Origin of the sequence: Amycolatopsis saalfeldensis (assembly GCF_900110575.1) — a bacterium.
Lineage (GTDB): Bacteria > Actinomycetota > Actinomycetes > Mycobacteriales > Pseudonocardiaceae > Amycolatopsis > Amycolatopsis saalfeldensis.
Genome location: NZ_FOEF01000013.1, coordinates 115,176 through 138,486 on the forward strand (window position 1 = coordinate 115,176; position 23,311 = coordinate 138,486).

27 protein-coding genes are annotated in these 23,311 nt (G+C 70.6%); 13 read left to right on the forward strand and 14 right to left on the reverse strand.

All coding sequences use genetic code 11. The annotated features are described in order from the left end of the window. Positions 1–101: 101 nt before the first annotated feature. Entirely contained in the window at positions 102–668 is a 567-nt protein-coding gene (locus BMY97_RS27025) for a hypothetical protein (protein ID WP_091621507.1), read from the reverse strand. 21 nt (positions 669–689) lie between these two features. Here BMY97_RS27025 and BMY97_RS47235 point away from each other — a divergent pair, with 21 nt between their 5' ends. Continuing rightward, complete coding sequence (locus BMY97_RS47235) at positions 690–971, forward strand: hypothetical protein (protein WP_177231573.1); 282 nt, start codon at positions 690–692, stop codon at positions 969–971. Positions 972–1,060: 89 nt separating this feature from the next. Here BMY97_RS47235 and BMY97_RS27035 read toward each other — a convergent pair whose 3' ends face one another. The 4 genes from BMY97_RS27035 to BMY97_RS27050 are packed head-to-tail and all read right to left on the reverse strand — an operon-like array spanning position 1,061 to position 4,150. Further along, positions 1,061–1,795 (reverse strand): ESX secretion-associated protein EspG, encoded by a 735-nt coding sequence (locus BMY97_RS27035; protein ID WP_091621509.1) that lies wholly within the window; start codon positions 1,793–1,795, stop codon positions 1,061–1,063. Continuing rightward, positions 1,792–3,117: a hypothetical protein gene (locus tag BMY97_RS27040; protein WP_091621512.1), complete on the reverse strand. Its 1,326-nt coding sequence runs from the start codon at positions 3,115–3,117 to the stop codon at positions 1,792–1,794. Before BMY97_RS27040 ends, BMY97_RS27035 begins: the two co-directional genes overlap by 4 nt. Further along, positions 3,114–3,749, reverse strand: coding sequence for a DUF3558 domain-containing protein (locus BMY97_RS27045; RefSeq protein ID WP_091621514.1), 636 nt, complete (start codon positions 3,747–3,749; stop codon positions 3,114–3,116). Before BMY97_RS27045 ends, BMY97_RS27040 begins: the two co-directional genes overlap by 4 nt. Further along, positions 3,749–4,150, reverse strand: coding sequence for a hypothetical protein (locus tag BMY97_RS27050; RefSeq protein WP_091621517.1), 402 nt, complete (start codon positions 4,148–4,150; stop codon positions 3,749–3,751). The genes BMY97_RS27045 and BMY97_RS27050 overlap by 1 nt, the downstream gene beginning before the upstream one ends. Before the next feature lie 181 nt (positions 4,151–4,331). Here BMY97_RS27050 and BMY97_RS27055 point away from each other — a divergent pair, with 181 nt between their 5' ends. Both BMY97_RS27055 and BMY97_RS27060 read left to right on the forward strand, forming a co-directional pair. Continuing rightward, positions 4,332–4,586 (forward strand): helix-turn-helix domain-containing protein, encoded by a 255-nt coding sequence (locus tag BMY97_RS27055; protein WP_091621520.1) that lies wholly within the window; start codon positions 4,332–4,334, stop codon positions 4,584–4,586. 39 nt (positions 4,587–4,625) lie between these two features. Beyond that, positions 4,626–6,140, forward strand: a complete 1,515-nt coding sequence (locus tag BMY97_RS27060) for a hypothetical protein (protein ID WP_091621522.1) — start codon at positions 4,626–4,628, stop codon at positions 6,138–6,140. On the opposite strand, the gene BMY97_RS27065 is transcribed toward BMY97_RS27060, so the two are convergent. The 3 genes from BMY97_RS27065 to dprE1 form a co-directional block, all read right to left on the reverse strand. After that, a complete protein-coding gene (locus BMY97_RS27065; RefSeq protein WP_091621525.1) occupies positions 6,126–6,761 on the reverse strand; it encodes a VC0807 family protein in 636 nt (211 codons plus the stop codon). The genes BMY97_RS27060 and BMY97_RS27065 overlap by 15 nt on opposite strands. 143 nt (positions 6,762–6,904) lie before the next feature. Beyond that, on the reverse strand, positions 6,905–7,660 hold the full coding sequence (gene dprE2 / locus BMY97_RS27070) for a decaprenylphospho-beta-D-erythro-pentofuranosid-2-ulose 2-reductase (protein ID WP_091621527.1): 756 nt from the start codon (positions 7,658–7,660) through the stop codon (positions 6,905–6,907). Further along, positions 7,657–9,030 (reverse strand): decaprenylphosphoryl-beta-D-ribose oxidase, encoded by a 1,374-nt coding sequence (gene dprE1 / locus BMY97_RS27075; protein WP_091621530.1) that lies wholly within the window; start codon positions 9,028–9,030, stop codon positions 7,657–7,659. The genes dprE2 and dprE1 overlap by 4 nt, the downstream gene beginning before the upstream one ends. Before the next feature lie 158 nt (positions 9,031–9,188). Between dprE1 and BMY97_RS27080 the strand changes: the two genes are divergently transcribed. From BMY97_RS27080 to BMY97_RS27090, 3 genes are all read left to right on the forward strand, one after another. After that, positions 9,189–9,656: a GtrA family protein gene (locus BMY97_RS27080; protein ID WP_091621533.1), complete on the forward strand. Its 468-nt coding sequence runs from the start codon at positions 9,189–9,191 to the stop codon at positions 9,654–9,656. A 5-nt stretch (positions 9,657–9,661) separates the two neighbouring features. Continuing rightward, complete coding sequence (locus BMY97_RS27085; RefSeq protein ID WP_091621536.1) at positions 9,662–11,572, forward strand: glycosyltransferase; 1,911 nt, start codon at positions 9,662–9,664, stop codon at positions 11,570–11,572. Between the two features lie 91 nt (positions 11,573–11,663). After that, positions 11,664–12,674, forward strand: a complete 1,011-nt coding sequence (locus BMY97_RS27090) for an acyl-CoA dehydrogenase family protein (protein WP_091621539.1) — start codon at positions 11,664–11,666, stop codon at positions 12,672–12,674. Between the two features lie 7 nt (positions 12,675–12,681). Here BMY97_RS27090 and BMY97_RS27095 read toward each other — a convergent pair whose 3' ends face one another. Further along, positions 12,682–12,924: a hypothetical protein gene (locus tag BMY97_RS27095; protein WP_091621542.1), complete on the reverse strand. Its 243-nt coding sequence runs from the start codon at positions 12,922–12,924 to the stop codon at positions 12,682–12,684. 138 nt (positions 12,925–13,062) lie between these two features. Between BMY97_RS27095 and BMY97_RS27100 the strand changes: the two genes are divergently transcribed. Genes BMY97_RS27100 through BMY97_RS27110 form a run of 3 tightly spaced genes read left to right on the forward strand, consistent with a single transcriptional unit; the run spans position 13,063 to position 15,583 of the window. Further along, positions 13,063–13,821: an ESX secretion-associated protein EspG gene (locus BMY97_RS27100; protein ID WP_091621545.1), complete on the forward strand. Its 759-nt coding sequence runs from the start codon at positions 13,063–13,065 to the stop codon at positions 13,819–13,821. A gap of 41 nt (positions 13,822–13,862) precedes the next feature. Beyond that, on the forward strand, positions 13,863–14,297 hold the full coding sequence (locus BMY97_RS27105) for a hypothetical protein (RefSeq protein WP_091621547.1): 435 nt from the start codon (positions 13,863–13,865) through the stop codon (positions 14,295–14,297). Positions 14,298–14,344: 47 nt separating this feature from the next. Then, entirely contained in the window at positions 14,345–15,583 is a 1,239-nt protein-coding gene (locus BMY97_RS27110) for a hypothetical protein (protein ID WP_245787515.1), read from the forward strand. A gap of 57 nt (positions 15,584–15,640) precedes the next feature. On the opposite strand, the gene glfT1 is transcribed toward BMY97_RS27110, so the two are convergent. From glfT1 to wzm, 3 genes are read right to left on the reverse strand one after another with little or no spacing between them, the layout of a single operon-like run. Beyond that, a complete protein-coding gene (glfT1, locus tag BMY97_RS27115; RefSeq protein WP_091621550.1) occupies positions 15,641–16,549 on the reverse strand; it encodes a galactofuranosyltransferase GlfT1 in 909 nt (302 codons plus the stop codon). Then, a complete protein-coding gene (gene wzt, locus BMY97_RS27120; RefSeq protein ID WP_091621552.1) occupies positions 16,549–17,364 on the reverse strand; it encodes a galactan export ABC transporter ATP-binding subunit Wzt/RfbE in 816 nt (271 codons plus the stop codon). Before wzt ends, glfT1 begins: the two co-directional genes overlap by 1 nt. Positions 17,365–17,367: 3 nt before the next feature. Beyond that, the gene (gene wzm / locus BMY97_RS27125; RefSeq protein ID WP_091621555.1) at positions 17,368–18,333 is read right to left on the reverse strand and encodes a galactan export ABC transporter permease subunit Wzm/RfbD; all 966 of its coding nucleotides are present in this window, start codon (positions 18,331–18,333) and stop codon (positions 17,368–17,370) included. Positions 18,334–18,477: 144 nt separating this feature from the next. Between wzm and BMY97_RS27130 the strand changes: the two genes are divergently transcribed. Genes BMY97_RS27130 through pseI form a run of 4 tightly spaced genes read left to right on the forward strand, consistent with a single transcriptional unit; the run spans position 18,478 to position 21,140 of the window. Then, positions 18,478–19,107 carry a hypothetical protein gene (locus tag BMY97_RS27130; protein WP_091621557.1) on the forward strand — a complete coding sequence of 210 codons (630 nt, stop codon included), beginning with the start codon at positions 18,478–18,480 and terminating at the stop codon, positions 19,105–19,107. 43 nt (positions 19,108–19,150) lie between these two features. Then, on the forward strand, positions 19,151–19,597 hold the full coding sequence (locus BMY97_RS27135) for a hypothetical protein (RefSeq protein WP_091621560.1): 447 nt from the start codon (positions 19,151–19,153) through the stop codon (positions 19,595–19,597). Continuing rightward, complete coding sequence (locus BMY97_RS27140; protein WP_245787516.1) at positions 19,594–20,058, forward strand: GNAT family N-acetyltransferase; 465 nt, start codon at positions 19,594–19,596, stop codon at positions 20,056–20,058. The genes BMY97_RS27135 and BMY97_RS27140 overlap by 4 nt, the downstream gene beginning before the upstream one ends. A 32-nt stretch (positions 20,059–20,090) precedes the next feature. Next, positions 20,091–21,140 (forward strand): pseudaminic acid synthase, encoded by a 1,050-nt coding sequence (gene pseI / locus BMY97_RS27145; protein ID WP_091621563.1) that lies wholly within the window; start codon positions 20,091–20,093, stop codon positions 21,138–21,140. A gap of 3 nt (positions 21,141–21,143) precedes the next feature. On the opposite strand, the gene BMY97_RS27150 is transcribed toward pseI, so the two are convergent. Further along, on the reverse strand, positions 21,144–22,289 hold the full coding sequence (locus BMY97_RS27150) for a DegT/DnrJ/EryC1/StrS family aminotransferase (RefSeq protein WP_091621565.1): 1,146 nt from the start codon (positions 22,287–22,289) through the stop codon (positions 21,144–21,146). Beyond that, positions 22,282–23,265, reverse strand: a complete 984-nt coding sequence (pseB, locus tag BMY97_RS27155; protein ID WP_091621568.1) for a UDP-N-acetylglucosamine 4,6-dehydratase (inverting) — start codon at positions 23,263–23,265, stop codon at positions 22,282–22,284. The genes BMY97_RS27150 and pseB overlap by 8 nt, the downstream gene beginning before the upstream one ends. Positions 23,266–23,311: the final 46 nt, after the last annotated feature.

Consider the following 23,311-nt stretch of genomic DNA (forward strand, 5'->3'; position numbering starts at 1 on the left):
CGACGGTCATCCTCGACGGTGGGGGCGGGCAGCGCGCCCGTTCCCACTCAGCGCTTCAGAGGAGCCCGAAGATGACCGACCAGGATCCCCACCCCGCCGCGTCACCCGACGACGGCCGACCGGCCCCTGGCGACCAGCCGACCACCCCGAACCCGGTCGAGCCGACGGGTGCCGCCGAGACCACGGAACTGGCCGGTCCCGGCCTCTCGCCGCAGACCGGGACCGGGCAGCCGGCGAGCGCCGCCGAGCACCCGGGCGTCGTCCCGAGTGCGGGTGAGCAGCCGCAGGTCACGGCACAGAATCAGCAGCAAGGCGTGGTACCTCCGCAGCCCGTCCCGGGTGCGGTACCTCCGCCGGGTGCGGCTGGAGTTGGCGCCGTGCCGCCGCAGCCCGTTCCGGGTGCGGTGCCGCCGCAGGGTCAGCCCGTTCCGGGTGCAGTGCCCCCGCAAGGCCAGCCCGTTCCGGGTGCAGTGCCCCCGCAAGGCCAGGCGGTTCCGGGTGCGGTGCCGCCGCAAGGTGCGGGCGGAGCGGGTGCGGTTCCCCCGCAGGGCCAGGCGGTTCCGGGTGCGGTGCCGCCGCAGGGTCAGCAGCCGGGAGCCGTGCCGTGGGGTGCGGCGCAGCCGGTGGGTGCCCGGCAGCCGGGTGGTTTCCGCAGGTTCGTCGGCCACCGGGCGACGCAACTGGTCGCGGTGGGTGTCCTCGGGCTGGTGATCGGCGGTGGTGTCGTCGGCGGGGTCATGGCCGCCACCGGCCACAACACGAGGCCCGGCATGTCCCGCGTCCGCGGCGGCGGCTCCGGCGGCTACCACCAATTCCGCGGCGGCCAGGGCTTCGGCGGCCAGGCCCCGAACGGCCAAGGTTTCGGCAACCAGGGCCAGAACGGCCAGAACGCCCCCAACAGCCAGAACGGCACCAACAGTCAGAACGGCACCACCGGCTTCGGCACCAACGGCACCGGCGACGGCATCTGAGCACCATCGGCACCCGCGGCACCACTGTTGTCGGCAACACAAAAACCCTTGGGGCGCAAGGGTTTCCGGCGATTGGGGGGCGGGGCCCGTCAGAGCAAGCCGGCGTGGGTGTCGTTCAGGGTTCTGACCACGGTGCGCGGGGTGCCGGACGTCAGGGTGATGCGGTCGTCCTCGGTCAGGTAGGTCAGGACGCGGCCCTCGTTCGTCAGGTCGAGGGCCGTGATGGGGAGGCTGCGCGAACGTCGGCCGGACTCGTCGCGGCGGGCGGTGTACAGCTGGTGCACCGCTTCCTGAGGACGGGACAGGACGTCGGCCAGGTAGTCGCGGGCGTTCGACGGCTCGGTCAGCGGGTCCGGGGGCTCGTCGTCGGGGGTGTGGGGGACGGTGACCGTCCGGATCGGCGCGCCCGCGACGTTCGGCAGCGTGTCGTACAGGCTGGTCGCCGGCCACTTCACGCGCACCGGCCGCACCTCGACCGTCGCGTCGCGGGAAAGCAGGCAGACGCCCTCGTCACCACGGAGCGCGATCAGCGACGCGCGTTGGGTCCCGTCGCGCAGGCCGGACCAGGCGTAGAACTCGCGGTCCGGGGCACTGAGCACACGCAGCGTGGCGCGCCACAGCGGATTGAGCCGGTCGTGCCGCGCCAGACCGTGCTCGGCGAGCAGCGAGATCGTCTCTTCGTGCAGCTTGCGGCGGATTTCGTCGCTCATCCAGTGGTGGACGTCCGTGCCGAGGACCGGGTGCGGATCACCCAGGTCGAGCATCGCCCACGCCGTGGTGAACGCCAGCTTCGGGAGCACGACCGCGCGGTCGAGCACGCTCACCCGCCGATGGTCGGCGGCACGACCGGCAGCCCCGTCACGGGATCGACGGTCCGGCCTTCCTCGCCGAACAGGGTGTCGGTGTCGAGCACGAACTTGCGCTGGTGCTCCTCGTCGTCCTCTTTTTTGCCGCGTCCGCCCGGCGCCATCCCGCCCGGCCCGCCGGTGCCCCGCGCGGCGGCCGTCCGTTCCGCCTCGGTGAGCGCGCCCGCGGAACGGCCCGGTCCAGGCGCCCCGCCGGTCTGCTTTCCCGGCGCACCAACGGATCCGCGCCCCTCGGCCGCGCCGCCGGCTCCCGCGCCGCTGCCCGGACGTCCGACGCCGCCCGCACGCCCACCCTCACCGCCGGGGTTGCCGAATCGGCCGTCACCACCGGGGTCGCCGAATCGGCCGCCGCCGTACGGGGTGCCGTACGGGCCGGTCTCGTCGAGCCCACCCGCGCCGTTCCCGATGCCGCCCGGACCGCCGAAGATGCCACCGCCGGTCCCGGGCTTGGCGCCCGCGTTTCCCGCGCCTGCCCCGCCCGCCCCCGACGACGGCAGCGAGCCCAGCGGCGGCGGAGTCGCGCCCGCCGTCGTGGTTCCGTCTTCACCAGCACCAGCACCAGCACCAGCACCAGCACCAGCACCAGCACCGGGCGCGAGGGGACCGTTCGTGCCGGGCCCGCCGACTGCGGGCCTGTTGTTCGGCTGCGCCCCAGCGTCCACGGAAGCGGGACCGTGCGGACTCCCCGACGGTGGCCCGGCGGGCTTTCCGGCGTCCGAGGTGGGCGTCAGGCTGACGTCGCCGCCGTCGTAGGTGCTGATCTGGCCGTAGTCGTACTGGAGCCGGCTGGTGTTGGCCTGGGTCTGGCCGACGTAGCCGTTGTAGATGTCGAGGTTGCGCTTCGCGGTGTCGTTGTACGCCGTGACCGAGGACTCCATGTCCTGGTCCCACCAGGCCGCGCTCTGCCCGGGCGCGAGGTTCGGCCGCGACGGCATGGGCGTGAGCTGGTTCTTCATGCCCTCGTACAGCGAGGCGGCGTTGCCGATTTCGTTGCCGTTGTGCACAAACGTCTGATTCGCGGCGATCGCGGACGTCCGGATCCGCTGGATCCGCGCGGCCGCCCCGTCCGCCCCCGCCCCGGTCCAGGCAGACTCGAGCCGCCCGAGGATCTGCGTCAGATCCTGCCCCACAGCATCCTGATCAGCGGCGATCTTGTTCGCCGCCCCGACGCCGACGTGCCAGCTCCCCGAGTTCCCGGCGAGCACGGCACTCACGACATCCGGCACGGGCACGAGCTGCTGCCCCTGCTTGAGCACCGCGTCGATCTGCTCGAAGCTCACGAGCCGGCCTTCTGCTTCAACGTCGTGACCACGTCATTGGCGGTCAACGGCACGACCGTGCAGGCATCAACCTTGCCGGACTTCTGCAGACTGAGCGCGACCGTCACGTCGACGGAGAGAGCGTCGGTGATGCCGATGGCCACCGCGCAGAAGTCGGGGTTGGGTTTGCTGTTGTCGGAGTAGACCACGGCGGGCAGGCCCTGGATGGGTGGAAGTTCCTTCCAGACCGGCATCTTCGGCCGGGTGTTGGCGTAGTCCCCGCTGAGCCCGTCGCCCGGTTCGGTGGTGAAGGACACGCCCATTTGGGCGCTCGTCTGCTTGTTCGTCCAGGTGCACTGCGGCCCGATGCCTGGCAGATTGTCAGGCTTGCCCGCCACGCTCACCCCGATGTTGACCTGGACCTGTTGTGGGGTCAGCGCCTCACAAGGGCTACCGGAGAGGACCGAGCTGGGCAGCGGATTGGTGACCTTCGGCGCACCTGCGAACGGAGGTTTCTGGGTGGCCGGTACCGAGGGGCTTGCTGACGGCTGTGGCGCCGGCGAAGGAGTGCCGCCGGCCTTCTGATCCGTGCAGCCTGCCGCCAGGAGAATCGCGGCGGCGGCGACAGCCGTGACGACAGTTCTGTGGTCCATCAGATTCGCCCCTCGGATTCCTTGCTGACCTCGCCAATCGCCCCGGCTTGCGTTTCGTCACTCGCCTCGGTCATCCCCAAGGCGGTTCGCAGGCGGGCAATCAATTCTTTCACATAAGCCAGCTGGAGATCGATATGCCCGCCGCCGTAGGAGAGAGCGGCGGGTTGTCCGGCGGCATTCATGGTGAGCGCCTGCTGGTAGATCATCGTGCCGGGGTCTTGCGACGGTGGCGTGATGTGGCACAGCAAGAAGGCTTCGCGATGCATGTCGTTGAGCTGGTCCAACACGTCCTGCAGCCGCGCGACCAGCTGTGTCGCCTCGTCGCGTTGGAGGGCGAAGCCGCCCGAAGGGGGTGGGCCCGAGTCCATGACCGTGAACGAAATGGTGTCCCAAAGGCCCATGTAACCCGTTCTCCCCTTGGCGTTCACAACGGCCGACAGTTAGCACGGTAGCTGATCGGTCACGCTCCGCGTGACCATTCGCAAGAAATGCCCGTAACTAGACACAAAAGCTATAGACGCAAATCATCTAGACATTCATTCTCTGGCGTTGAATAACCTGGACACCTTTAATCAATCCACCATGGCGAAAGACCCCCTTTCCGACGCGACGCGGCAGCTCGGCGCGCGCGTTCGGTCGCGGCGGCAGGAGCTGGGGGTCAGCCAGGAGAAGCTCGCCGACGCGGCTGGGGTGCACTGGACGTTCGTCAGTCAGGTGGAGCGCGGGCTGCGCAATGTGAACCTGCACAACCTGCTCAAGTTCGCCGCCGGGCTCGACATCGACGCCGGGGAGCTGGTGACCGGACTGAAGGCGCCGGTCGCGGAGGTGGCCGAGTAGGTCACGGGAAGATTACGGACGTTGTGTACGGTGTCCGTGATGCGAGGCGCCTCCGCAGAACTTCCGCTGACCACCGGTGCGCTGCCGGTGGTGCTCGACCGTGTCCGTCCGTGGGCGGTGCCGGTGGCGGCCGCCGTGGCGTCGGCGCTGGTGTTTTCGCTGGCCAGCAGCCATCTGATCGACGACACGTACATCACCCTCTCCTACGCGAAGAACCTCGCCTTCCACGGTCACTGGGGGCTGATCGAGCAGGGCACGGCGAACACCGCGACGTCGCCGCTGAACGTGCTCGCGCTCGCGGCCGTCACGGTTCTCCTGCGGGACCCCGTCGCGGCAGCCGGAGTGGTCTTCGTGGCCGCGCAGGTGGTGCTGGTGCTCGGCCTGCGACGGCTGGCCGCGCAAGCCGGGCTGCCCGCCGCCTTCGCGCCGCTCGCCTTCGCGCTGCTGCTGGTGAACCCGCTGCTGATCTCGTCCGTCGGGCTCGAGGTGGTGCTGGGCGCGGCCGGGTCGGTGTGGGTGATGCTCTACGCGGCCGAACGCCGTCCGGTCGCGTTCGGCCTCGCCGCCGGGCTGCTCACGCTCGTGCGGATCGACCTGCTGCTCGTGGCGCTGGTGGTGTTCGCCGCGCGCCGGCAGTTCTGGGACGGCATCTGGCGCACCGCCTTCGCCGCGCTCGCCGTGACGCTGCCGTGGTTCGCGTTCAGCTGGTACGCGCTGGGCTCGGCGCTGCCGGACACGCTGGTCATCAAGGTGACGCAAAGCCCGTGGGGGCCGTTCTCCTTCGCCAACGGCCCACTGCTCTACTGGCGCAACTTTCCCGCTGCCACAGTGATTTCCTTCCTGCCACTGCTGCTCGCCGCCGCCGCGGGTCTCGTGTGGACAGTCCACTTCCGCCGCGGTTCCCCGGCCGCGAAGAAGATCGCCCCGTTCGCCGCGCTGGCCGTGGCGGGCGCGTTGCACTACGCGGCGTACTCCTGGCTCGGCGTCCCGCCCTACCACTGGTATTACGCGCCGAGCATCATCAGCGCGACGATCTTCCTGGCGGCCTGCGCGTGTGTGGTTCCGCAGCGAGTCCGCCTCGGCGCCGGTGCGGTCGCGGGGCTGGTCTTCGCCGCCGCCGTCGCGGTGTACGTGCAGCCCGGCCTGCCGCGCCGGTTCGCGCCGATCACCAGCAACCACGCGGCGTCCGACGAGTACCGCCGGATCGGCAGCCAGCTCGCGAGCCTGGTCAAGGGCCGCTCCGTGGAGAGCCCGGGGGAGGTCGGCGCGCTCGCCTACGCGTGCGGCTGCCGCCTGGTCGACCAGTTCTCCGACCGCGGCGCCGTCGACCCGGCGATCACCGAGACCAAGCGCCGCAGCGGTGAGCTGGGCCGCGCCCTGCTCGAGGCCAACTTCCACAACTTCGACCACAGCGTCGCGCCGATCAGCCCCGACCTCGTGCTGGCCACCACCCGCCAGGCGCCGCCGCCGTCGGCGCTGGCGAGCTGGACGATCGACTCGCCGTGGGTCGGCACCCAGCGGCTCTACCTGGTCCCCGCCTCACCGGCGAGCTGACGCGGGCCGGGTGATCCGGGGGAGCGTGCCCTCGCGGAACAGCACGACCTGCGTCACGACCTGCAGCAGCACGAAGAAAACGATCCCCAGCACGGTGTCCAGGGCCGGCACGTCGTCCACCGGCAGCGAGTACGCCATGGTGACGCTGATGCCGCTGTGCACCAGCCCGCCGACGCCCCAGACCACGGCGAGCACCCGCCACGCGCGGCGGAACGACGGCCGCGAATCCCACGCCTCGTCGAGCCGCTCGCCCCGGCCGGGCAGCAGCGCGCGGGCCATCTCGTACGTCACCGGGCGGCGGCCGACGAACAGGCTCGCCAGCAGCCACACGCCGGCCAGCGAGCTGAACCACGCGTTGCGCACCAGCAGCAGCCGGGCGTCGCCGGTCATCAGCGTGGTGACCAGCCCGACGGCGACGATCGCCAGCACGAACAGCCCCATGCCGTCCACCTTCCGGCGCACGACGGCGGTGTACAGCACCCGCAGCGCGGGCGGCAGGCCGCTCAGCACCAGCGCCCAGACGGACGGCACGCCGAACGCCCGCAGCAGGTAGTACCCGCCGACCGGCGCCCCGACGTCGACGAGCAGTGCGAACAGTGAAGCCCGGAAGTCCTTGCCCATGCGCCCAGTCTTCGATCGACGGCGCCCCGGAACCATCCGCAGCCCGGTCAACCGGCATCCACCGATCGGTGGACCCCGGAGACGACCAAGGGGACCTTCGCGCACACCTTGCGGCGGCGAAGGTCCCCTTGGCGGCAGTCGTCTTAGATCGGCAGCTTCCGGAAGATCGGGCGCGGCACGTGCCGCAGCGCCGACATCACGAGCCGGAACTGCGCGGGGGCCCAGACCAGGTCCTTGCCGCGGCGGGCGGCGTCCACGGCGATGTCGGCCACCTGCTCGGCGGTCTGCGCCAGGGGGGCGTCCTTCAGCCCGGCCGTCATCTTGGTCTTCACGTGGCCCGGCCGGACCACGGTGACCTGCACGCCGTGCGGCGCGAGCGCCTCGCCGAGGCCCAGGTAGAACCCGTCGAAACCGGCCTTGGTGGAGCCGTAGACGAAGTTCGAGCGGCGGACGCGCTCACCGGCCACCGAGGACAGCGCCACGATCGTGCCGTGGCCCTGCGCCTTCAGCTTCGCCGCCAGCGCCACGCCGACCGAGACGGCGGCGGCGTAGTTCACCGTGGCCGCTTCGACGGCCTTGGCGTGGTCCTGCCAGAGCTCCTCGGGGTCGCCGAGCAGGCCGAACGCGACCACGGCCACGTCGATGTCGCCGCCGGCGAAAGCCTTCTCCAGCACGTCGGGGTGCGAGGCGGTGTCCTTGGCGTCGAACTCGACGGTCGACACCTCGGCGCCGCGGTCCTTGAGCCGCTGGGCGGCCGCGTCGAGCCGCGGCGAGGGCCGAGCGGCCAGCACGACCCGCAGCGGCTTCTCCGCGAGGTACTTCTCCGCGATCGCCAACGCGATGTCGGACGTGCCGCCGAGCAGCAGCAGGGACTGGGGGTTGCCAACGGCGTCGATCACAGTGCGAGCCTCCGGCTCATGTCAGAGGCGAAAACGCCTTCGGGGTCAACGGCGGCGCGGGTCTTGCGCCACTGTTCGAGCCGCGGATACATCTTCGCGAAGGTCTCCGCCGAGGTCCGCGAGTCCTTCGCGGTGTAGAGACGGCCGCCCGCGGCGAGCACGGCTTCGTCCAGCTCGAGGCAGAACCGGCTCAGGTCGCCCCTGATCGGGAAGTCCACGCTGAGCATCCAGCCCGGCGTGGGCCACGACATGGGGGCCGGGTTGGCGTCGCCCATGCGCTTGAACACGTTGAGGAACGAGTAGTGCCCGGACCGCGAGATCATCCGGCAGATGGCCTTGAACTGGTCTTCCGCGCCGAACGGCACCGAGAACTGGTACTGCAGGAAGCCCTTGGCGCCGTAGCCGCGGTTCCACTCGCTGAGCATGTCCAGCGGGTGGTAGAACTGCGTCAGGTTCTGGATCTTGCCCCGCGCGCCCTGCTTGGGCACGGTCTGCTGCCACAGGTTGTTCATCATGGTCGAGGTCAGCTTGTTGACCAGCCCGCTCGGGAACAGGTCTGGCAGCGTGAGCAGCTGCGGCGCGTCGAACTTCAACGGCTGGCTGCGCAGCTTCGGCGGCAGCTCGTCCACCTTGGCGAGCGAGCCGCGGGAGAAGGTGGCCCGGCCGAGGCGGCCGTCCGAGGAGATCAGGTCCGGCACCGACATCGAGTAGTCGTAGTTCAGGTCCGAGCCGTCGGTGAACAGCGCGATCGTCTCGTCCAGGTTCGCCGTGCGGTCGGCGTCCACCAGGAAGTACGCGCTCTCGGTCTTCTTCATCCGCACGGTGGCGCGGGTGATGATGCCGGTCAGGCCGATGCCCGCCACGGTCGCCCAGAACAGCTCGGCCTCGGGGCCCTCCGGGGTCAGCGTGCGCACCGTGCCGTCGGCGGTCAGCAGGTCCATCGACACGACGTGGTTGCCGAAGCTGCCCGCGGAGTGGTGGTTCTTGCCGTGGATGTCGTTGGCGATCGCGCCGCCGATGGTCACCTGGCGCGTGCCCGGCAGGACCGGGACCCACAGCCCGTGCGGCAGCGCCTCGCGCATCAGCTTGTCGAGGCTGACGCCGGCGTCGAGGTCGACCAGCCCGGAGTCGGGGTCGATCGAGTGGATGCGGTCCAGCGCGGTCATGTCGACGACCAGGCCGCCGGCGTTCTGCGCGGGGTCGCCGTACGAGCGGCCGAGGCCGCGCGCGATGACCCCGCGGGGGCCGGCCGAGGCGACCGCCTTGGCGATGGCGTCGACGTCGCGCGTGGTCAGGACGTCGGCGACGGTCCCGGCGGTGCGGCCCCAACCGGTGAGCGTGCGACGCTGTGTCTCGGGTGAATGGGTCACTCAGCCAGGGTATAGGCACGCCGAATGACGCCCGGAACGTGGCGTGCAAGTGGCCGCTTCTACACTTTGCGAATCAAGGCACAAGCGTCCGAGCGTCAAAGTCGACACGGACTTGGACATCCAAAGACAACGACGCACCAAGCCGACGAGGTATTCCAGTGGTGGCTACAGAACCGCAGAGCGAGACGACGGTGCCGGCACCGTCGGGCCCCGGTCTGCTCGGGCAGCTCATCCGCTTCGGCCTGATCGGCGGCTTCTGCGCCCTCCTGGACCTGGGCACGTACTCGCTGCTCAGAGCCATCGGCATGGACGCCGTCCCCTGGGTCACCGTCGCCCGCGCGATCAGCTTCATCGTGGGCACGACCACGGCGTTCTTCCTCAACCGCCGGTTCACCTTCTCCGGCGGCCGCCGCGAGGGCGGCACGCAGGTCGGCAGCTTCGTGCTGCTGTACGCGGTGACGTTCTTCGTCGCCGTGGGGATGAACCAGTGGATGCTGCACCTGCTTCCGGAGTCGGCGTGGAAGGCCACGCTCGGCTGGGTCGTGTCACAGGCGACGGCGACCGTGATCAATTTCGTCATGCTCAAGTGGGTCGTGTTTCGTGAGCGGCCGGTAAAGGAGAACTGAGTTCTATGCCCGGTAAAGCAGCCCCGGTCGCCGAGGCGGCCCCCGCAGGCGAGACCCGGTTCGCGGAGCACGCACCCGAAGGCCGGCTGACGGCCCAGCGCGGCCTGTACGCCGGTCCCGCGCCGATCGTCAGCAAGGACCTCTACGCCGAGCTCGAGTGGGGCTCCGCGGTGCGGGACCGCGCGGGGATCACCGTCGAACCGTCGTCCAAGGTCTCCGGGAACACCTACTTCGGCCGCTTCCCGGCCAGCTACTGGCAGCGCTGGACGTCGGTGACCGAGGTCTCCGTCGAGGCGCTGGTGACCGGCGACGGGCTGCTGACCGTCGGCGCGTCCGACCTCGAGGGTGACGCCCGGGTGGCGAACGCCGAGGTCGTCACCGGCGCCAAGGCCAAGAAGGTGACGCTGAGCGCGAAGCTGGACAAGTTCCACGACGGCGGCGCCCTGTGGCTCGACCTGGAGACCGAGGGCGGCCAGACGCTGCGCGTCGAGCAGGTCCGCTGGACGGTCGATGCCCCGGAGAAGATCCGCCCGACCGCCGTCACCATCTGCACCATGAACCGCGCCGACGACTGCCTGAAGAACCTGCAGGCGCTCGCCGCGGACGTGTCGTCGCTGGACACGCTCGACGCCATCTACGTCGCCGACCAGGGCACCGACCTGGTCGAGTCGCGGGACGGCTTCGCGCAGGTCGCGAAGGACCTCGGCGACAAGCTGCACTACATCAAGCAGCCGAACCTCGGCGGTGCCGGCGGCTTCACCCGCGGCCTGTTCGAGGTGGCCGGCCACACCGCCACCGAGCACGCGAACGTCCTGTTCATGGACGACGACGTGCTGCTGGAGCCGGACCTGGTCGTGCGGATGACCGCGTTCTCCAACCGCGCGGCCAACCCGGTCATCGTCGGCGGCCAGATGCTGAACCTGCTGCACCCGAACCAGCTGCACGTCGGCGCGGAGTACGCCCGGCTGAACACGCTGGAGCCGGGCCAGCCGGTGCAGCACTCGCTGTCCACGGCGGACCTGCTGGGCGTCGACGAGGACAGCCTCAAGCCCAACCGCCAGGAGCGCCGCCTCGACGCCGGGTACAACGGCTGGTGGTCGTGCCTGATCCCGTACGAGGTGGTCAAGGCCATCGGCTACCCGCTGCCGTTCTTCTTCCAGTGGGACGACGCCGAGTACTCCTACCGGGCCCGCGAGTACGGCTTCCCGACCGTCACGCTGCCGGGCGCCGGCGTGTGGCACGCGGACTTCCACTGGAAGGACTGGGACGAGTGGCACCGGTACTTCAACCTGCGCAACTCGATCATCACCGCCGCGCTGCACTCGCCGTTCAACCTGAACCTGCTCTCGCGCGTGCTGCTCGCGCAGCTGGTCCGCTACCTGCTGGGCATGCAGTACGGCCTTTCGGCCACGCTGATCAAGGCCGTCGAGGACTTCCTCGAGGGGCCGGAGGTCCTGCGTGACGGCGGCGTCGCGGCGATGAAGGAGATCCGCCGGATCCGCGAGCAGTACCCGGAGACCAAGCGGCACAAGGCGACCGACGTCCCGGGCATCGCGTCCAACGACATCGGCATCATCAACAGCGCGCCGCGGCCCAGCATGCAGCGGCTCGTGCTGATCAAGCGCGTGCTCGACCGCGTGCTCGGCCGCAGCCGCTTCGGCCTCGGCGCGGTGCCGATCGACGAGGCGCACTGGTGGCACATCGCGCTGTTCGACACGGCCGTGGTCACGGACGCTTCGCAGGAGGGCGTGCGTGTGCGCACGTACGACAAGGTGAAGATGTTCGAACTCGCCAAGCGCGGCGCGAAGACGATCCAGCGGCTGCGCAAGGAAGGCGCGGGCGTGCAGGAGCAGTACAAGCGCGCCATGCCCGAGCTGACCTCGCGGGACAACTGGAAGCGGCTCTACGAGCTGTAACCAAGCCCGTCGCTGAAGGACACCCGCCGCTCGTGGGTGGCCTTCAGTGCGTTCCGGCCGGGTTCACGAGACTTTCGGTAGCTTGATTCCTGTGACGGATCTGGTGGCCGAAGCCCGCGCCCTCGCCGACGACCTGCTGTTCCCGGCCGCGGCCGAGGTGGACCGGACGGGCGTCGTGCCGCGCTCGCATTTCGACGCGCTCGCCGCGGCGGGCCTCTACGGTGTGGCCGCTCCCGCCGCGGCCGGTGGCCCCGGTCTTTCGCTGGCCGAGCTGGTCGCGGTGATCGAGGCGCTCGCCAGTGGCTGCCTGAGCACGACGTTCACCTGGATCCAGCACCACGCCCTCGTCGTCGGCCTGGCCGGGACCTCGAACGCGGGGCTGCGCGCGAAGTACCTGCCCGCCCTGATCTCGGGCGACCTGCGCGCGGGCGTCGCCTACACCGGGGTGATCCCGACGCCGCCGCGCGTCCGCGCCGAGCCCGTCGACGGCGGCTATCGCTTCGACGGCGAAGCGCCCTTCGTCAGCGGCTGGGGCGGCATCGACCTGTTGCAGCTCTCCGGCCGTGACGGCGACACGGTGGTCAGCGTCGTGGTGGAGCCGGTGCCCGACCCGAGCGTGACCGCGCACCCGCTGGACCTGACGGCCGCCCAGGGCACGGCGACGGTCCGGCTCGACCTGGACGGCTACTTCGTCCCCGCGGACCGCGTGTTCGCCGAACAGCCGTACGCCGAGTTCGTCGGGAGCAAGACCTTCGCCTCGCGCCTCAGCGGCTGCGTGGCCCTGGGCCTGGCCGAACGCTGCGCCCGCCTGCTCGTGGACGCGGGCGAGGACCAGGCCGCGGAGGCGTTGCGCGCCGAGCAGCAGCTGGTCCGCACTCGCCTCGACGCCGCCCTCACCGACCCGCCGGCCCTCCCGGCCGCCCGCGCCGCGGCGAGCGACCTGGCCTACCGCAGTGCCGGCGCGCTGGCCGCCGCCACCGGCAGCCGCGCCATCCTCGGCGGATCCCACGCCGCCCGCCTCGTCCGGGAAGCGACGTTCGTGCTGGTGGCCGCCACCCGTCCGGACATCCGGGCGGAGCTGATCGGGCTCACGCTCCGGTAGCGACGCGTCACCCGGTCAGGCCGAACCGGCTCTTGCGGCTGAGGTCGTCGATGTACGCGGCGGCGACGTGGGCGAAGTTCACCGACACCGTGTTGCCGTCCTTCGTCTGTACAGAGTGGACGCCGCCGTGCTTGAGCAGGTCGGGGATCTTTTCTTGCACGGCAACGGATTCCTCGGCCGCCAGCGGGAACAGCAGCGGCTCGCCGCCGGCGGCGAGGTGGAGGACGAGCGCGGACTTGGGATCTGCCATACCCCCCATGGCACCAGCGTGTGATCACGGCGGCAAGCGGGTTCGCTGAGGGCAGAGCAGTTGACCGTCGGCCTGCAGCATGGAGCGGGCGTCGGATACGGTTCCCCTCGCAATCGGACCGAGGGCAAGGGATGGGCGATGCCGTATTCGTTCTCGCTGTCGCTGGCGGCGGTGGACCTCCTGCTCGAACAGCTTTCGCTCGGCCGGGCGCCGGTGCCGTTCGTGGTCCCGCACGTGGGCACCACCACCGAGCAGCGGCAGCAGGTCCGCGAGGCCGTGCACCGCGACCTCGACAGCCGGGGCCTGATCCGCCGCGGCCGCCTGGACGACGACGTCGAGCTGGCGCTGGCGACGTTCGCCCGCTCCGACCTCGCCGTGACCGCGGCAGCCAAGCTGGACGATGAGCAGCTCTTCGCCCGCGTGGCGACAAACGGCGCGTACGCGGTGCTCGTCAAGCGAGACGGCAACCTGCTCGTCTTCGAAGAGACCCGTCCGACGGGCATCGTCCCCGCGATCGTCGACCTGCTCCCGCTGACGCCCGCCGCGCCCGGCCAGTCCGTGACCATCTCGCGGCCCGTGAAGCAGGCTCGTCGCAGCGAGGGATACAACCCGTTCGCGGGCGTCGAAGCGCCGCGCGCGCACAACCCGCAGCTACGCGCCGTCGAGCGGATCTTCGAGAAGCCGCGTACGAGCGTCGGCGAGTTCACCGTGCACGTCCGGGGCGGCAACGGCCGGGAAACGACCCTCCCGTCGCTCGCCTGGTTCGACACCGAGGCCGGCCGCTACCTGCTCAGCACCCGCAACGCCGACGACGGCCAGCGCTGGCTCACCTACGCCCCGGCCGACAACGCGCGCCTCGCCCAGCAGCTGTATACGCAGCTCGAGGGCTATTCCTGAAACGGCTGACCCGGGCGGCGAAGGTCAGTAGACTGCCGGTCATGAGCTCTGTGGCGGACCCTGGACAGGCGACCAACGCACTCGCGGCCGGCGGGTTGAACTCGCAGACGATCACGGCCGTCACGGCCGAGACCACGAAACTGGTGGACGCCGCGAAGTCCGGCGGGTTCACCATCTCGGGCGAGGCGCTCGGCGACCTGCGCAAGGCGCTGACCGACATGGCCACCCGGCTGGACCACATGAAGGCGGAGACGCAGATCCTCGCCTCGGCGCCGCAGCTGGGCAGCCACCCGTACGGCCACACAGTCGCCGCGCACGACCAGAAGGGCGGCGCCGACGCCACCGGCTCGGCCACCGTGGTGCTGGAGCAGTTCGGCCAGGTGCTCAAGGACGCCGACGAGGCGCTCGCCCGCGCCGCCGGCGTCTACACCGACAACGAGGGCCAGGCCTTCGACGCCTCGAAGACCCGGCACTGACGGATGCCGAAGCCGCCTGACACCGAAGCTGCCCGGAGGGAATCCGCATGACCACGAACACCGGCGCCGGGAGCGTGCACTCGACCGCCGCCCACCGCGACCTCGAGTACGTCCACGGGCTGAACCCCTCCGAGGCCGACTACCTCGGCCACGACCACGAGCAGCTGAAGAGCTTCGTCGAGACGAACCTCGACGCCCGTCAGGTCGCCGACGTCTCCACCGCGTACCTCGACCTGCACAAGGCCTTCGAGGACTTCGCCACGCAAATGAACGAGGCCGTCGCCAAGTCGAAGGGCTCCTGGGAGGGCGAGGCGGCGACGAACGCGCAGGCCTACTTCGGCAGCCTCGGCAAGTGGGCCGACGTCAACTCGCAGAACGCGAAGCTCGCGTCGGAGACCATCGGCGACCAGGGCACGGCGGCGCAGAACGCCAAGAACGCGATGACCGAGCCCGTCCCGTTCAACTGGGACGAGGAGTTCGACTCCTGGGCCACGGCGAACCCGCTCACCATGGGCGACACCATCGACAAGTCGCTGCAGAAGCAGCAGGACAGCCGGTCCGCGCACGAGCAGGCCGCCGAGACGATGTCCGGCTACGACAAGTCGCTTTACGCGGCGGCGTCCAAGCAGCCGGTGTTCGCCGAGCCGCCGAAGTTCGGCGTCAGCGGCTCCGCGAAGCCCGACGTCGTCCTGCCGTCGGGCAACGTTTCGGTCGACCAGCACCACGGCACCGGCGGCGACACGGGCAGCAGCGTGAGCATCCCGGGCGGCGGTGCGGCCGCCGGCCACGCCGCCGCGACGGCCAGCGGGCCCGGCCAGATGACGGGCTCCGGCCACCTGCCGGTCGCGGACGGCACCACCACGGCCAGCGCCGCCCCCGCGGCCGGCCAGCAGCAGGGCGGCAACCAGGGCGGGTCCTCGGCCGCCGGCATGGGCGCGATGCCGATGGGCGGCATGGGCGGCGGCGGTGGCTTCGGCGGCGAGTCGGAGCACGAGACCAAGGTCGGCCGCGGCGGCGGCTCCTTCGGCCCCGGCCAGGGCGTCTCGGAGACCAATCCGGGCGCCGGCTCGGGCGGCGCGGCCCGGCCGGGCGGCATGGGTGCCGCCGAAGCGGCCGCGGGCCGTGGCATGGGCGGCGCCCCCGGCCGTCCCGGCGGCATGGGCGCGGCGGACTGGCGCAGCGAGGGCGACGACGATCGGGACGGTTCGGCGTTCCTCGAGGAGAGCGACCCGGACGACCTCTTCGGCTCCGGTCTGCGCAGCGCGCCGCCGGTCATCGGCGAGTAACTGCCGGACGTGGAAGGCCCCGTCGTTCCGGAACGACGGGGCCTCGCTGCAAGCGCGTCAGTAGCGGTAGAACTTCTCCGCGCGGCCCTGCCGCACCAGCTTGAGCCACTGCAGGAACGCCTTCGGGTCCCGCTTCACGCCCACGAAGTACAGCCCGAACCGCAGCACCTCGAGCGCGCCGATCTTGCGCATCCCGGGCTGGGACAGCAGGTAGCCGCGGTTGCGGTAGGTGTAGTAGCGCTTGACCTCGTTCTCCGGGTCCTGCGCGTGGAACTTGCCGCCCAGCATCGGCTTGAACTCGTCCGAGCCGTCCGGGTGCAGGTAGGTGGTGCGCAGCGAGGTGCCGAACGGCAGGCCCGAGCGGACCAGCCTGCGGTGCAGCTCCACCTCGTCGCCGCGGAAGAACAGGCGCAGGTCGGGCACGCCGGTGACGTCCAAAGTGGACGCACGGAACAGCGCGCCGTTCATCAGCGACGCGATGCCGGGCAGGAAGTCCGTGCCCAGCTCGGCCGAGGACCGCTTCCAGGTCAGGCCGCGGCGCAGCGGGAAGGCCAGCTGGGCCGGCGCGTCGATGTTCGCCACCACGGGCGAAACCTCGGCCAGGCCGCGCTTTTCGGCTTCCTCCAACAGGATCGCGAGCACGTTCTCGTCGGCGGGGCGGCCGTCGTCGTCGGCGAGCCAGACCCACTCCGCGCCCATCGACAACGCGTGCAGCATGCCCAGCGCGAACCCGCCGGCGCCACCGAGGTTCCGGTGCGAAGGCAGGTACGTGCACGGCAGCGGGTACGACTCGACGACGTCGCGGGCCGGCTGGTCCGGCCCGTTGTCGACCACGACGAGGTGGTCGACCGGGCGGGTCTGGGCCGCGATGATCTTCAGCGAGTCCGCGAGCAGCTCCCGCCGATGGCGGGTGACCACGACACCGACGACGGCGCCTTCGGGCAGTTGCTGCGTCTCGCCGGTCATCACACGCCGCCGTTCTTGACCGCCGCGGGCTCGATGCCGAGCCGCTCCAGGCCTTCCTGGCTCATGTTCTCGAACGGGTCCCGGCCCTTGTACGCGGTCAGCACCTCACGGAGCGAGCCCTGCTGCTTCACGTGGCCCTCGTCCATCCAAATGGCGGTGTCGCACAGCTCCATCAGGAACTCGTCGGAGTGGTTGGCGAACACCAGGATGCCGGAGCGCTTGACCAGGTCCTTGAGCCGGTCGCGGGCCTTGTTCAGGAACGCCGCGTCGACCGCGCCGATGCCCTCGTCGAGGATCAGGATCTCGGGGTCGATCGAGGTGACCACACCCAGTGCCAGCCGCACGCGCATGCCGGTGGAGTACGTGCGCAGCGGCATCTGCAGGTAGTCGCCGAGCTCGGTGAACTCCGCGATGTCGTCGACCCGCTTCTCCATCTCCTTGGCGCTCATGCCGAGGAACAGGCCGCGGATCAGGATGTTCTCGATGCCGGAGATCTCCGGGTCCATGCCGATGCCGAGGTCGAACACCGGCGCGATCCGGCCGGTGATCCGGGACGAGCCGCGCGTGGGCTCGTAGATCCCGGCGAGCAGCCGCAGCAGCGTGGACTTGCCCGCGCCGTTGTGGCCGACCAGGCCGACGCGGTCGCCGTCCTTGAGCGAGATCGACACGTCGTGCAGCGCCTCGATGATCGGCACCTTCTGGTCGGTGCCGATCTTGCCGCCGACCTTGCCGAGCACCCGCTTCTTCATCGACCGCGTCTTGGCGTCGAAGATCGGGAAGTCGACGTACGCGTTGTGGACGTCAATGCTGACCATGTGTCACACCCAATACGAGACGCGGGAGCGGTAGTTGCGCATGGCGACGAGCGCCAGTGCCCAGCCGACGATCGTGAGCCCGCCGACGATGGCCCAGCTGGTCCAGCTGACGGCCTGGCCGATCAGCGGAGCGCGGGTCACCTGCATGTAGTGGTAGAGCGGGTTGGCCTTGATGACCGGGAGGATCCAGTCGAGCTTCTGGCGTGAGCCGCCGGTCATCAGCTGGTCGACCGGCCAGACGATCGGGGTGCCGTAGAACATCAGCTGGATCAGCGAGTTGATGACCTGCGGGATGTCGCGGAAGCGGGTCGAGATGATGCCCAGCAGCAGCGCGGCCCAGCAGGCGGTCAGCGCCAGCAGGATGAAGCCCGGGATGGCGAGCAGGATGTTCCAGCTCAGCCCCGGGTGGCAGAACAGGCCCGGCGCGCAGGACGCGGGCGGGAAGCCGTCCTTGCTGCCCAGCGAGTACGGCTTGTCCAGCGCGCTGAAGAAGATCACCATCAGCACGACGTAGACGATCAGGTTGTGGGCCAGGAGCAGGATCTGGCGCCAGACCGTGCGCAGCACGTAAACGCTCAGCGGCGCGGGGAGCTGCTTGATCATCCCCTCGTTCGCGATGAACGTCTCCATGCCCTCGCTCAGGCAGCCCTGGATGAAGCCCCAGATGATGAAGCCGGTGGAGAGGTAGGGCAGGAACACCTGGATCGGCGTGTTGAACAGCTGTGAGTACAGCAGGCCGAGGCCCAGCGCGATGACGCCCTGGCTGATGGTGATCCAGAACGGCCCGATCACCGAGCGGCGATAGCGCTGCTTGATGTCCTGCCACCCCAGGTGGGTCCACAGCTCGCGGGCGGCGAGACCCTCCCTGATGTCGGTGATCGCCTTGGAGAACGTCTTGCGGTCCGACGCAGGCGGTACCGGCGTCGGAACCTCGGCTTCGGCTACGTGAACCGTGCTGGTCGCATGCACGAGGACGAGGGTACCGATGGGATGCGGCGCCTTCGGTCCGCCCCGGCCCAGCCGTTGCGCGAACCGGGCGATACGGCACTGGGCACCAGGGGTGTCCTGGTACTTTCTTGCCTTATGACTGCTGCTCTCAGTGCGGCGAGCTTGATGGTCGATCTCCTCGCGGCGTATGCCGACCGGTCCGACCCACAGTCGGTGGCAGTGGTGGGCAACCAGCCGCTGCCGCCGGACCCGGCGCGCGCCAAGGCCGTGGACGACTGTGACCTCGTGATTCGGGTGAACGGCTTCATCGTCGACGAACCGGACGGGCCCGAGACCACGGGCCGCAAGGTGCACGTGGTGGTCTTCAACCGCGCGCTGCGAGCCACCCCCCACGTCTTCCGCGACTACCGCCGGCGGCTGTACCTGCTGGTCGAGCCGGGGCGGCTGCACTGGGAGCCCGAAGCGGTCCCGGGCTGGTGGCCCGCCGACCTCGGCCCGGTGCCGGTGTCGAACCGCGACGTGGTGCTGCCGCTGTCCGACGAGCTGGGCCTGCCGTCGCGCACGGAGCCGACCTGGTCGACCACCGGCACGCTGGCCGCCTGGATCGCGCGGACCTCGTTCCCCGACGCGCAGCTGGTCCTCACCGGGTTCTCGTTCATCGACAACCCGGAGCAGACCGCTTGGGAGCACGCGGCGGGCGACTCCTGCATCGTCGGCCCCGAACACCAGATCGCCGCGGAGGGCAGGCTGCTGGACTCGTGGACGAAGACCGGAAACACCGTTCTCCTGCGCTGAGCGCAGCCAACCCCTCAGGCACACCCCTAAGGAACCGTTCCCCATGGCAGTTCAGAAGATCCGCTCCGGCCTGATCGGCCGGTTCGCCCGGCTCATCGACTTCCGCATCGACGAGCGGACGCGCGACGTCATCCGTGAGCTGAACCACCGCGTCAACGACCTCGAGCACGCGACCGCCGACCACCGGCGCCGGCTCGACGGGGCCGAGAAGGGCCTCGGCGACGCACAGGGCGACCTGCGCTGGACGCGCGCCGAGCTCGACCGGATCATCCCGCACATCGCCGCGCAGGAGGCGCAGCTGGAGACGCTGCGGGAGTCGCTGGTGCTGGTGCCGCGCGCGGATTCCGCCGAGACGGCCGAAGCGCGTTCGCTGATCGAAGAGATCCAGCGCCAGCACGCGCAGATCCGCATCCGGCTCGCCGGGATCGCCCGGTACGAGGACCGGTTGCGCCGCCTCGAAGAAGACCACCTGGCGCCGTCGCCTCAGTGACGCCCGGCCTGGTCGCGCGCGACGCCACGGAGGCGGACGCGGAGCAGTTGCTGGCCTGGCGCAACGACCCGCGCACGCGGTCGGCTTCGCGCACGTCGGACGTGATCGCGCTGGACGACCACGTGCGCTGGCTGCGCGGGGTGCTGGCGTCGCCGGACCGGCTGCTGCTGGTGGTCGAGGCGGCCGGTGAGGCCGTCGGCACCGTGCGATTCGACCGGGAACCGGCAGGCGAGTGGGAAGTCAGCATCACGCTGGCGCCCGCGAGCCGCGGCCGTGGCCTGGCGCGCGCCGTGCTTACCGAAGGTGAGCGGGTGCTGGCCGAACGTCAGGACGTGCGGGCGATCCTGGCCGCGGTGCACCAGGACAACGCGGCTTCGGCGGCGTTGTTCGAGCGCGCGGGCTACCGGGAGTCGGCGCCCGCCGCGGACGGCTTCCGGTGGCTGCGTAAGACTCAACCGTGACCAGCACGCGTTCCACCGGGAGGACGTCACCCATGTCCGAAGTCCGCATCGGCGCCCACCTCATCGGCCCGGACCGCCCGCCGTTCGTGATCGCCGAGATGTCCGGCAACCACAACGGCGACCTCGACCGCGCGCTGGCGATCGTGGACGCGATCGCCGACGCCGGCGCGCAGGCGGTCAAGCTCCAGACCTACCGGCCGGACACGATCACCATCGACGTCGACGGCCCGGCGTTCCGGATCGGCGACTCGCATTCCCTGTGGGGCGGGGAAAACCTCTACAAGCTGTACGAGAAGGCGCATACCCCGTGGGAGTGGCACGAGCCGATCTTCGCCCGCGCCCGCGCGCGTGGCCTTGAGGCGTTCTCCAGCCCGTTCGACCCGACGGCGGTGGAGCTGCTGGAGTCGCTGGACGCGCCCGCGTACAAGATCGCCTCCTCGGAGATCGTCGACCTGCCGCTGATCGACCTGTGCGCGCGCACCGGGAAGCCGCTGGTCATCTCGACCGGGATGGCGAGCGTCGCGGAGATCGACGCGGCCGTGCGCACCGCCCGTGACGCGGGCAACGACCAGCTGATCGTGCTCGGCTGCACGGCGAGCTACCCGGCCTCGCCGTCGGAGAGCAACCTGCGCGGACTGCCCGTGCTGGCGGGCGTGACGGGGACCCTCGTCGGCCTTTCGGACCACACACCGGGCATCGGGGCGCCGCTGGCCGCCGTCGCGATGGGCGCGGTCGCGATCGAGAAGCACGTGACGCTGGCCCGCGCGGACGGCGGCGTCGATTCGGAGTTCTCCCTGGAGCCGACCGAGCTGGCGTCGCTGGTGGTGGAGAGCCACCGCGCGTGGGAAGCGCTCGGCCGCGCCGTGATCGGCCCGCGTGAGAGCGAAAAGGAAGGCCTGCGCCTGCGCCGCTCGCTGTACGTCGTGGCCGACGTCCGCGCCGGTGACCTGGTGACGACCGAGAACGTTCGGTCCATCCGCCCCGCCGGAGGCCTCGCCCCGGCGGAGATCACCACGGTCCTGGGCCGCACCTTCCGCGTCGACGCGGCGCGGGGCACGGCGCTGACCTGGGACCTGATCTAGAGCTCAGGCGCCGAAGAAGCCGCGCACCCCGTCCAGGACCCGGTCGACGTCGATGTCCGTCAGCGCTGGGAACAGCGGCAGCGAAAGCTCCTGCTCGTAGTACGCCTCGGCGTTCGGGCACAGACCGCGCCGATAGCCGAGGTCCTCGAACACCGGGTGCCAGTACGCGGGGATGTAATTGACCTGCACGCCGATGCCGAGGCCCCGCAGGTGGTCGAACAGCGCTCGTCGGCGGCCTTCCAGCACCCGCAGCGGGTACAGGTGCCACGCGGGGTCCGCGCCTTCCCGGGACGGCGGGGTCAGGACACCGTCGACGCCGGCCAGCGCGGCGTTGTAGCGCGCGTGGATCTCGGCGCGGCGCTTCTTGAACTCCGCCAGGCGCTTGAGCTGGCTGCTGCCGAGCGCGCACAACACGTCCGGCAGCCGGTAGTTCAGCCCGAACTCGTGCACCTCCTGGTGCCAGCCGCCCTCGTCCGGGGTGCGCTGCCGGGCCTTGTCGCGGACCAGTCCGTGGTTGCGGAAACCCTGGGCCCGCGCCAGCAGCTCCGGCGAAGCGGTGACGACCGCGCCGCCTTCGGCCGTGGTGAGGTTCTTGGTGGGGAAGAAGGAGAACGTGGTCAGGTCGGCGATCGAGCCGACCGGACGGCCCAGCCACGTGCCGCCGATGGAGTGCGCGGCGTCCTCCAGCAGCAGCGCGCCCGCGCTGTGCGCGACGTCGGCCAGCGCGTCCAGCTCGGCGGGGTGCCCGGCGTAGTCGACGGCGGCGACGACCTTCGTCCGCTCGGTCACGGCGGCCGCGGCCGCGTCCACCGCGAGGTTGCCGGTGTCCGGCTCGACGTCGGCGAAGACCACCTTCGCGCCGTGCAGCGCGGCGGTGGCCGCGGTGGCGACGAACGTCATCGGCGACGCCACCACCTCGTCGCCTGGCTTGATCGCGGCCGCGGCGTACGCGACGTGCAGCGCCGCCGTGCCGGAGGTGACCACGACGGCCGGCACGCCGCCGGTGTGCTCGGCCAGATCGGCCTCGAACCGGGTCACGGCGGGCCCGGTGGTCAACCAGTCGCCGCGCAGCACCTCGGTGACGGCGGCGATGTCCTCGTCGGTGACGGACTGGCGGCCATAGGGCAGGAAAGCGTTGCCGTCAGGCATATTGCTCGACCAGTTCACGCAGCTCGTCGGCCTCGAGCCACAGGTCGTTGCTGTCCGAGCGGTAGGCGAAGCCCTCGGGCATCGGCTGTCCGTCGGACGGCGGCTCGTAACCCCAGCCCGCGAGGTGCGGCTGGACCACGTAACGGTCGGGCAGCTGCACCGTCCGGCGCGCGTCGTCGGGGGCGATCATCTCTTCGTGCAGCTTCTCGCCCGGCCGCACGCCGACCTCGTGCATCGGCGAGCCCGGCGCGATGGCCTGGGCCAGGTCGACCAGCCGCATGCTCGGGATGCGCGGCACGTACAGCTCGCCGCCGTGCATCTGGTCGAACGAGTCGACCACGAACCGCACGGCCTGCGGCAGCGTGATCCAGAACCGCGTCATGTCCTTGTGCGTGATCGGCAGCGACTCGCCCTGCTCGGCGAGCTTGCGGAAGAACGGGATCACGCTGCCGCGCGAGCCCATCACGTTGCCGTAGCGCACCACGGAAAACCGGGTGACGTGCGCGGCCGCGTAGTGGTTGCCGCTGATGAACATGCGGTCGGCGCACAGCTTCGTGGCGCCGTAGAGGTTGATCGGGCTGGAGGCCTTGTCGGTCGAGAGCGCGACGACCTTCTTGACCCCGGTGTCGATCGCGGCCTCGATGACGTTCTGCGAGCCCATCACGTTGGTCTGCACGAATTCGAACGGGTTGTACTCGCCGGTGTCCACCTGCTTGAGCGCGGCGGCGTGCACGACGTAGTCGACGCCGTGCATGGCGCGCTCGAGGCGGCGGCGGTCGCGCACGTCGCCGATGAACCAGCGCAGCCGCGGGTCGTCGTTGAACAGCTGGCGCGCCTCGTACTGCTTGAGCTCGTCGCGGGAGAGCACGACCAGCCGGCTGGGGTTGAGTTCGGCCAGGGCATGGGCGATGAACGCCTTGCCGAAGGAGCCGGTCCCGCCGGTGAGCAGGATGCTGGAGCCATCCAGCTCGGACATCGGTGACCTCCGCGTTTCGGGGTTCAAGGTAACGGCGCTGTCGCCG

What these genes read in the sequence shown, in the direction of transcription:
- BMY97_RS27045 (WP_091621514.1), bottom strand. Translation starts at nt 3,749, where the DNA reads ATGGACCACAGAACTGTCGTCACGGCTGTCGCCGCCGCCGCGATTCTC.
- BMY97_RS27050 (WP_091621517.1), bottom strand. Translation starts at nt 4,150, where the DNA reads ATGGGCCTTTGGGACACCATTTCGTTCACGGTCATGGACTCGGGCCCA.
- BMY97_RS27055 (WP_091621520.1), top strand. Translation starts at nt 4,332, where the DNA reads ATGGCGAAAGACCCCCTTTCCGACGCGACGCGGCAGCTCGGCGCGCGC.
- BMY97_RS27060 (WP_091621522.1), top strand. Translation starts at nt 4,626, where the DNA reads ATGCGAGGCGCCTCCGCAGAACTTCCGCTGACCACCGGTGCGCTGCCG.
- BMY97_RS27065 (WP_091621525.1), bottom strand. Translation starts at nt 6,761, where the DNA reads ATGGGCAAGGACTTCCGGGCTTCACTGTTCGCACTGCTCGTCGACGTC.
- BMY97_RS27085 (WP_091621536.1), top strand. Translation starts at nt 9,662, where the DNA reads ATGCCCGGTAAAGCAGCCCCGGTCGCCGAGGCGGCCCCCGCAGGCGAG.
- BMY97_RS27095 (WP_091621542.1), bottom strand. Translation starts at nt 12,924, where the DNA reads ATGGCAGATCCCAAGTCCGCGCTCGTCCTCCACCTCGCCGCCGGCGGC.
- BMY97_RS27100 (WP_091621545.1), top strand. Translation starts at nt 13,063, where the DNA reads ATGCCGTATTCGTTCTCGCTGTCGCTGGCGGCGGTGGACCTCCTGCTC.
- BMY97_RS27105 (WP_091621547.1), top strand. Translation starts at nt 13,863, where the DNA reads ATGAGCTCTGTGGCGGACCCTGGACAGGCGACCAACGCACTCGCGGCC.
- BMY97_RS27110 (WP_245787515.1), top strand. Translation starts at nt 14,345, where the DNA reads ATGACCACGAACACCGGCGCCGGGAGCGTGCACTCGACCGCCGCCCAC.
- glfT1 (WP_091621550.1), bottom strand. Translation starts at nt 16,549, where the DNA reads ATGACCGGCGAGACGCAGCAACTGCCCGAAGGCGCCGTCGTCGGTGTC.
- wzt (WP_091621552.1), bottom strand. Translation starts at nt 17,364, where the DNA reads ATGGTCAGCATTGACGTCCACAACGCGTACGTCGACTTCCCGATCTTC.
- BMY97_RS27130 (WP_091621557.1), top strand. Translation starts at nt 18,478, where the DNA reads ATGGTCGATCTCCTCGCGGCGTATGCCGACCGGTCCGACCCACAGTCG.
- BMY97_RS27135 (WP_091621560.1), top strand. Translation starts at nt 19,151, where the DNA reads ATGGCAGTTCAGAAGATCCGCTCCGGCCTGATCGGCCGGTTCGCCCGG.
- pseI (WP_091621563.1), top strand. Translation starts at nt 20,091, where the DNA reads ATGTCCGAAGTCCGCATCGGCGCCCACCTCATCGGCCCGGACCGCCCG.
- BMY97_RS27150 (WP_091621565.1), bottom strand. Translation starts at nt 22,289, where the DNA reads ATGCCTGACGGCAACGCTTTCCTGCCCTATGGCCGCCAGTCCGTCACC.
- pseB (WP_091621568.1), bottom strand. Translation starts at nt 23,265, where the DNA reads ATGTCCGAGCTGGATGGCTCCAGCATCCTGCTCACCGGCGGGACCGGC.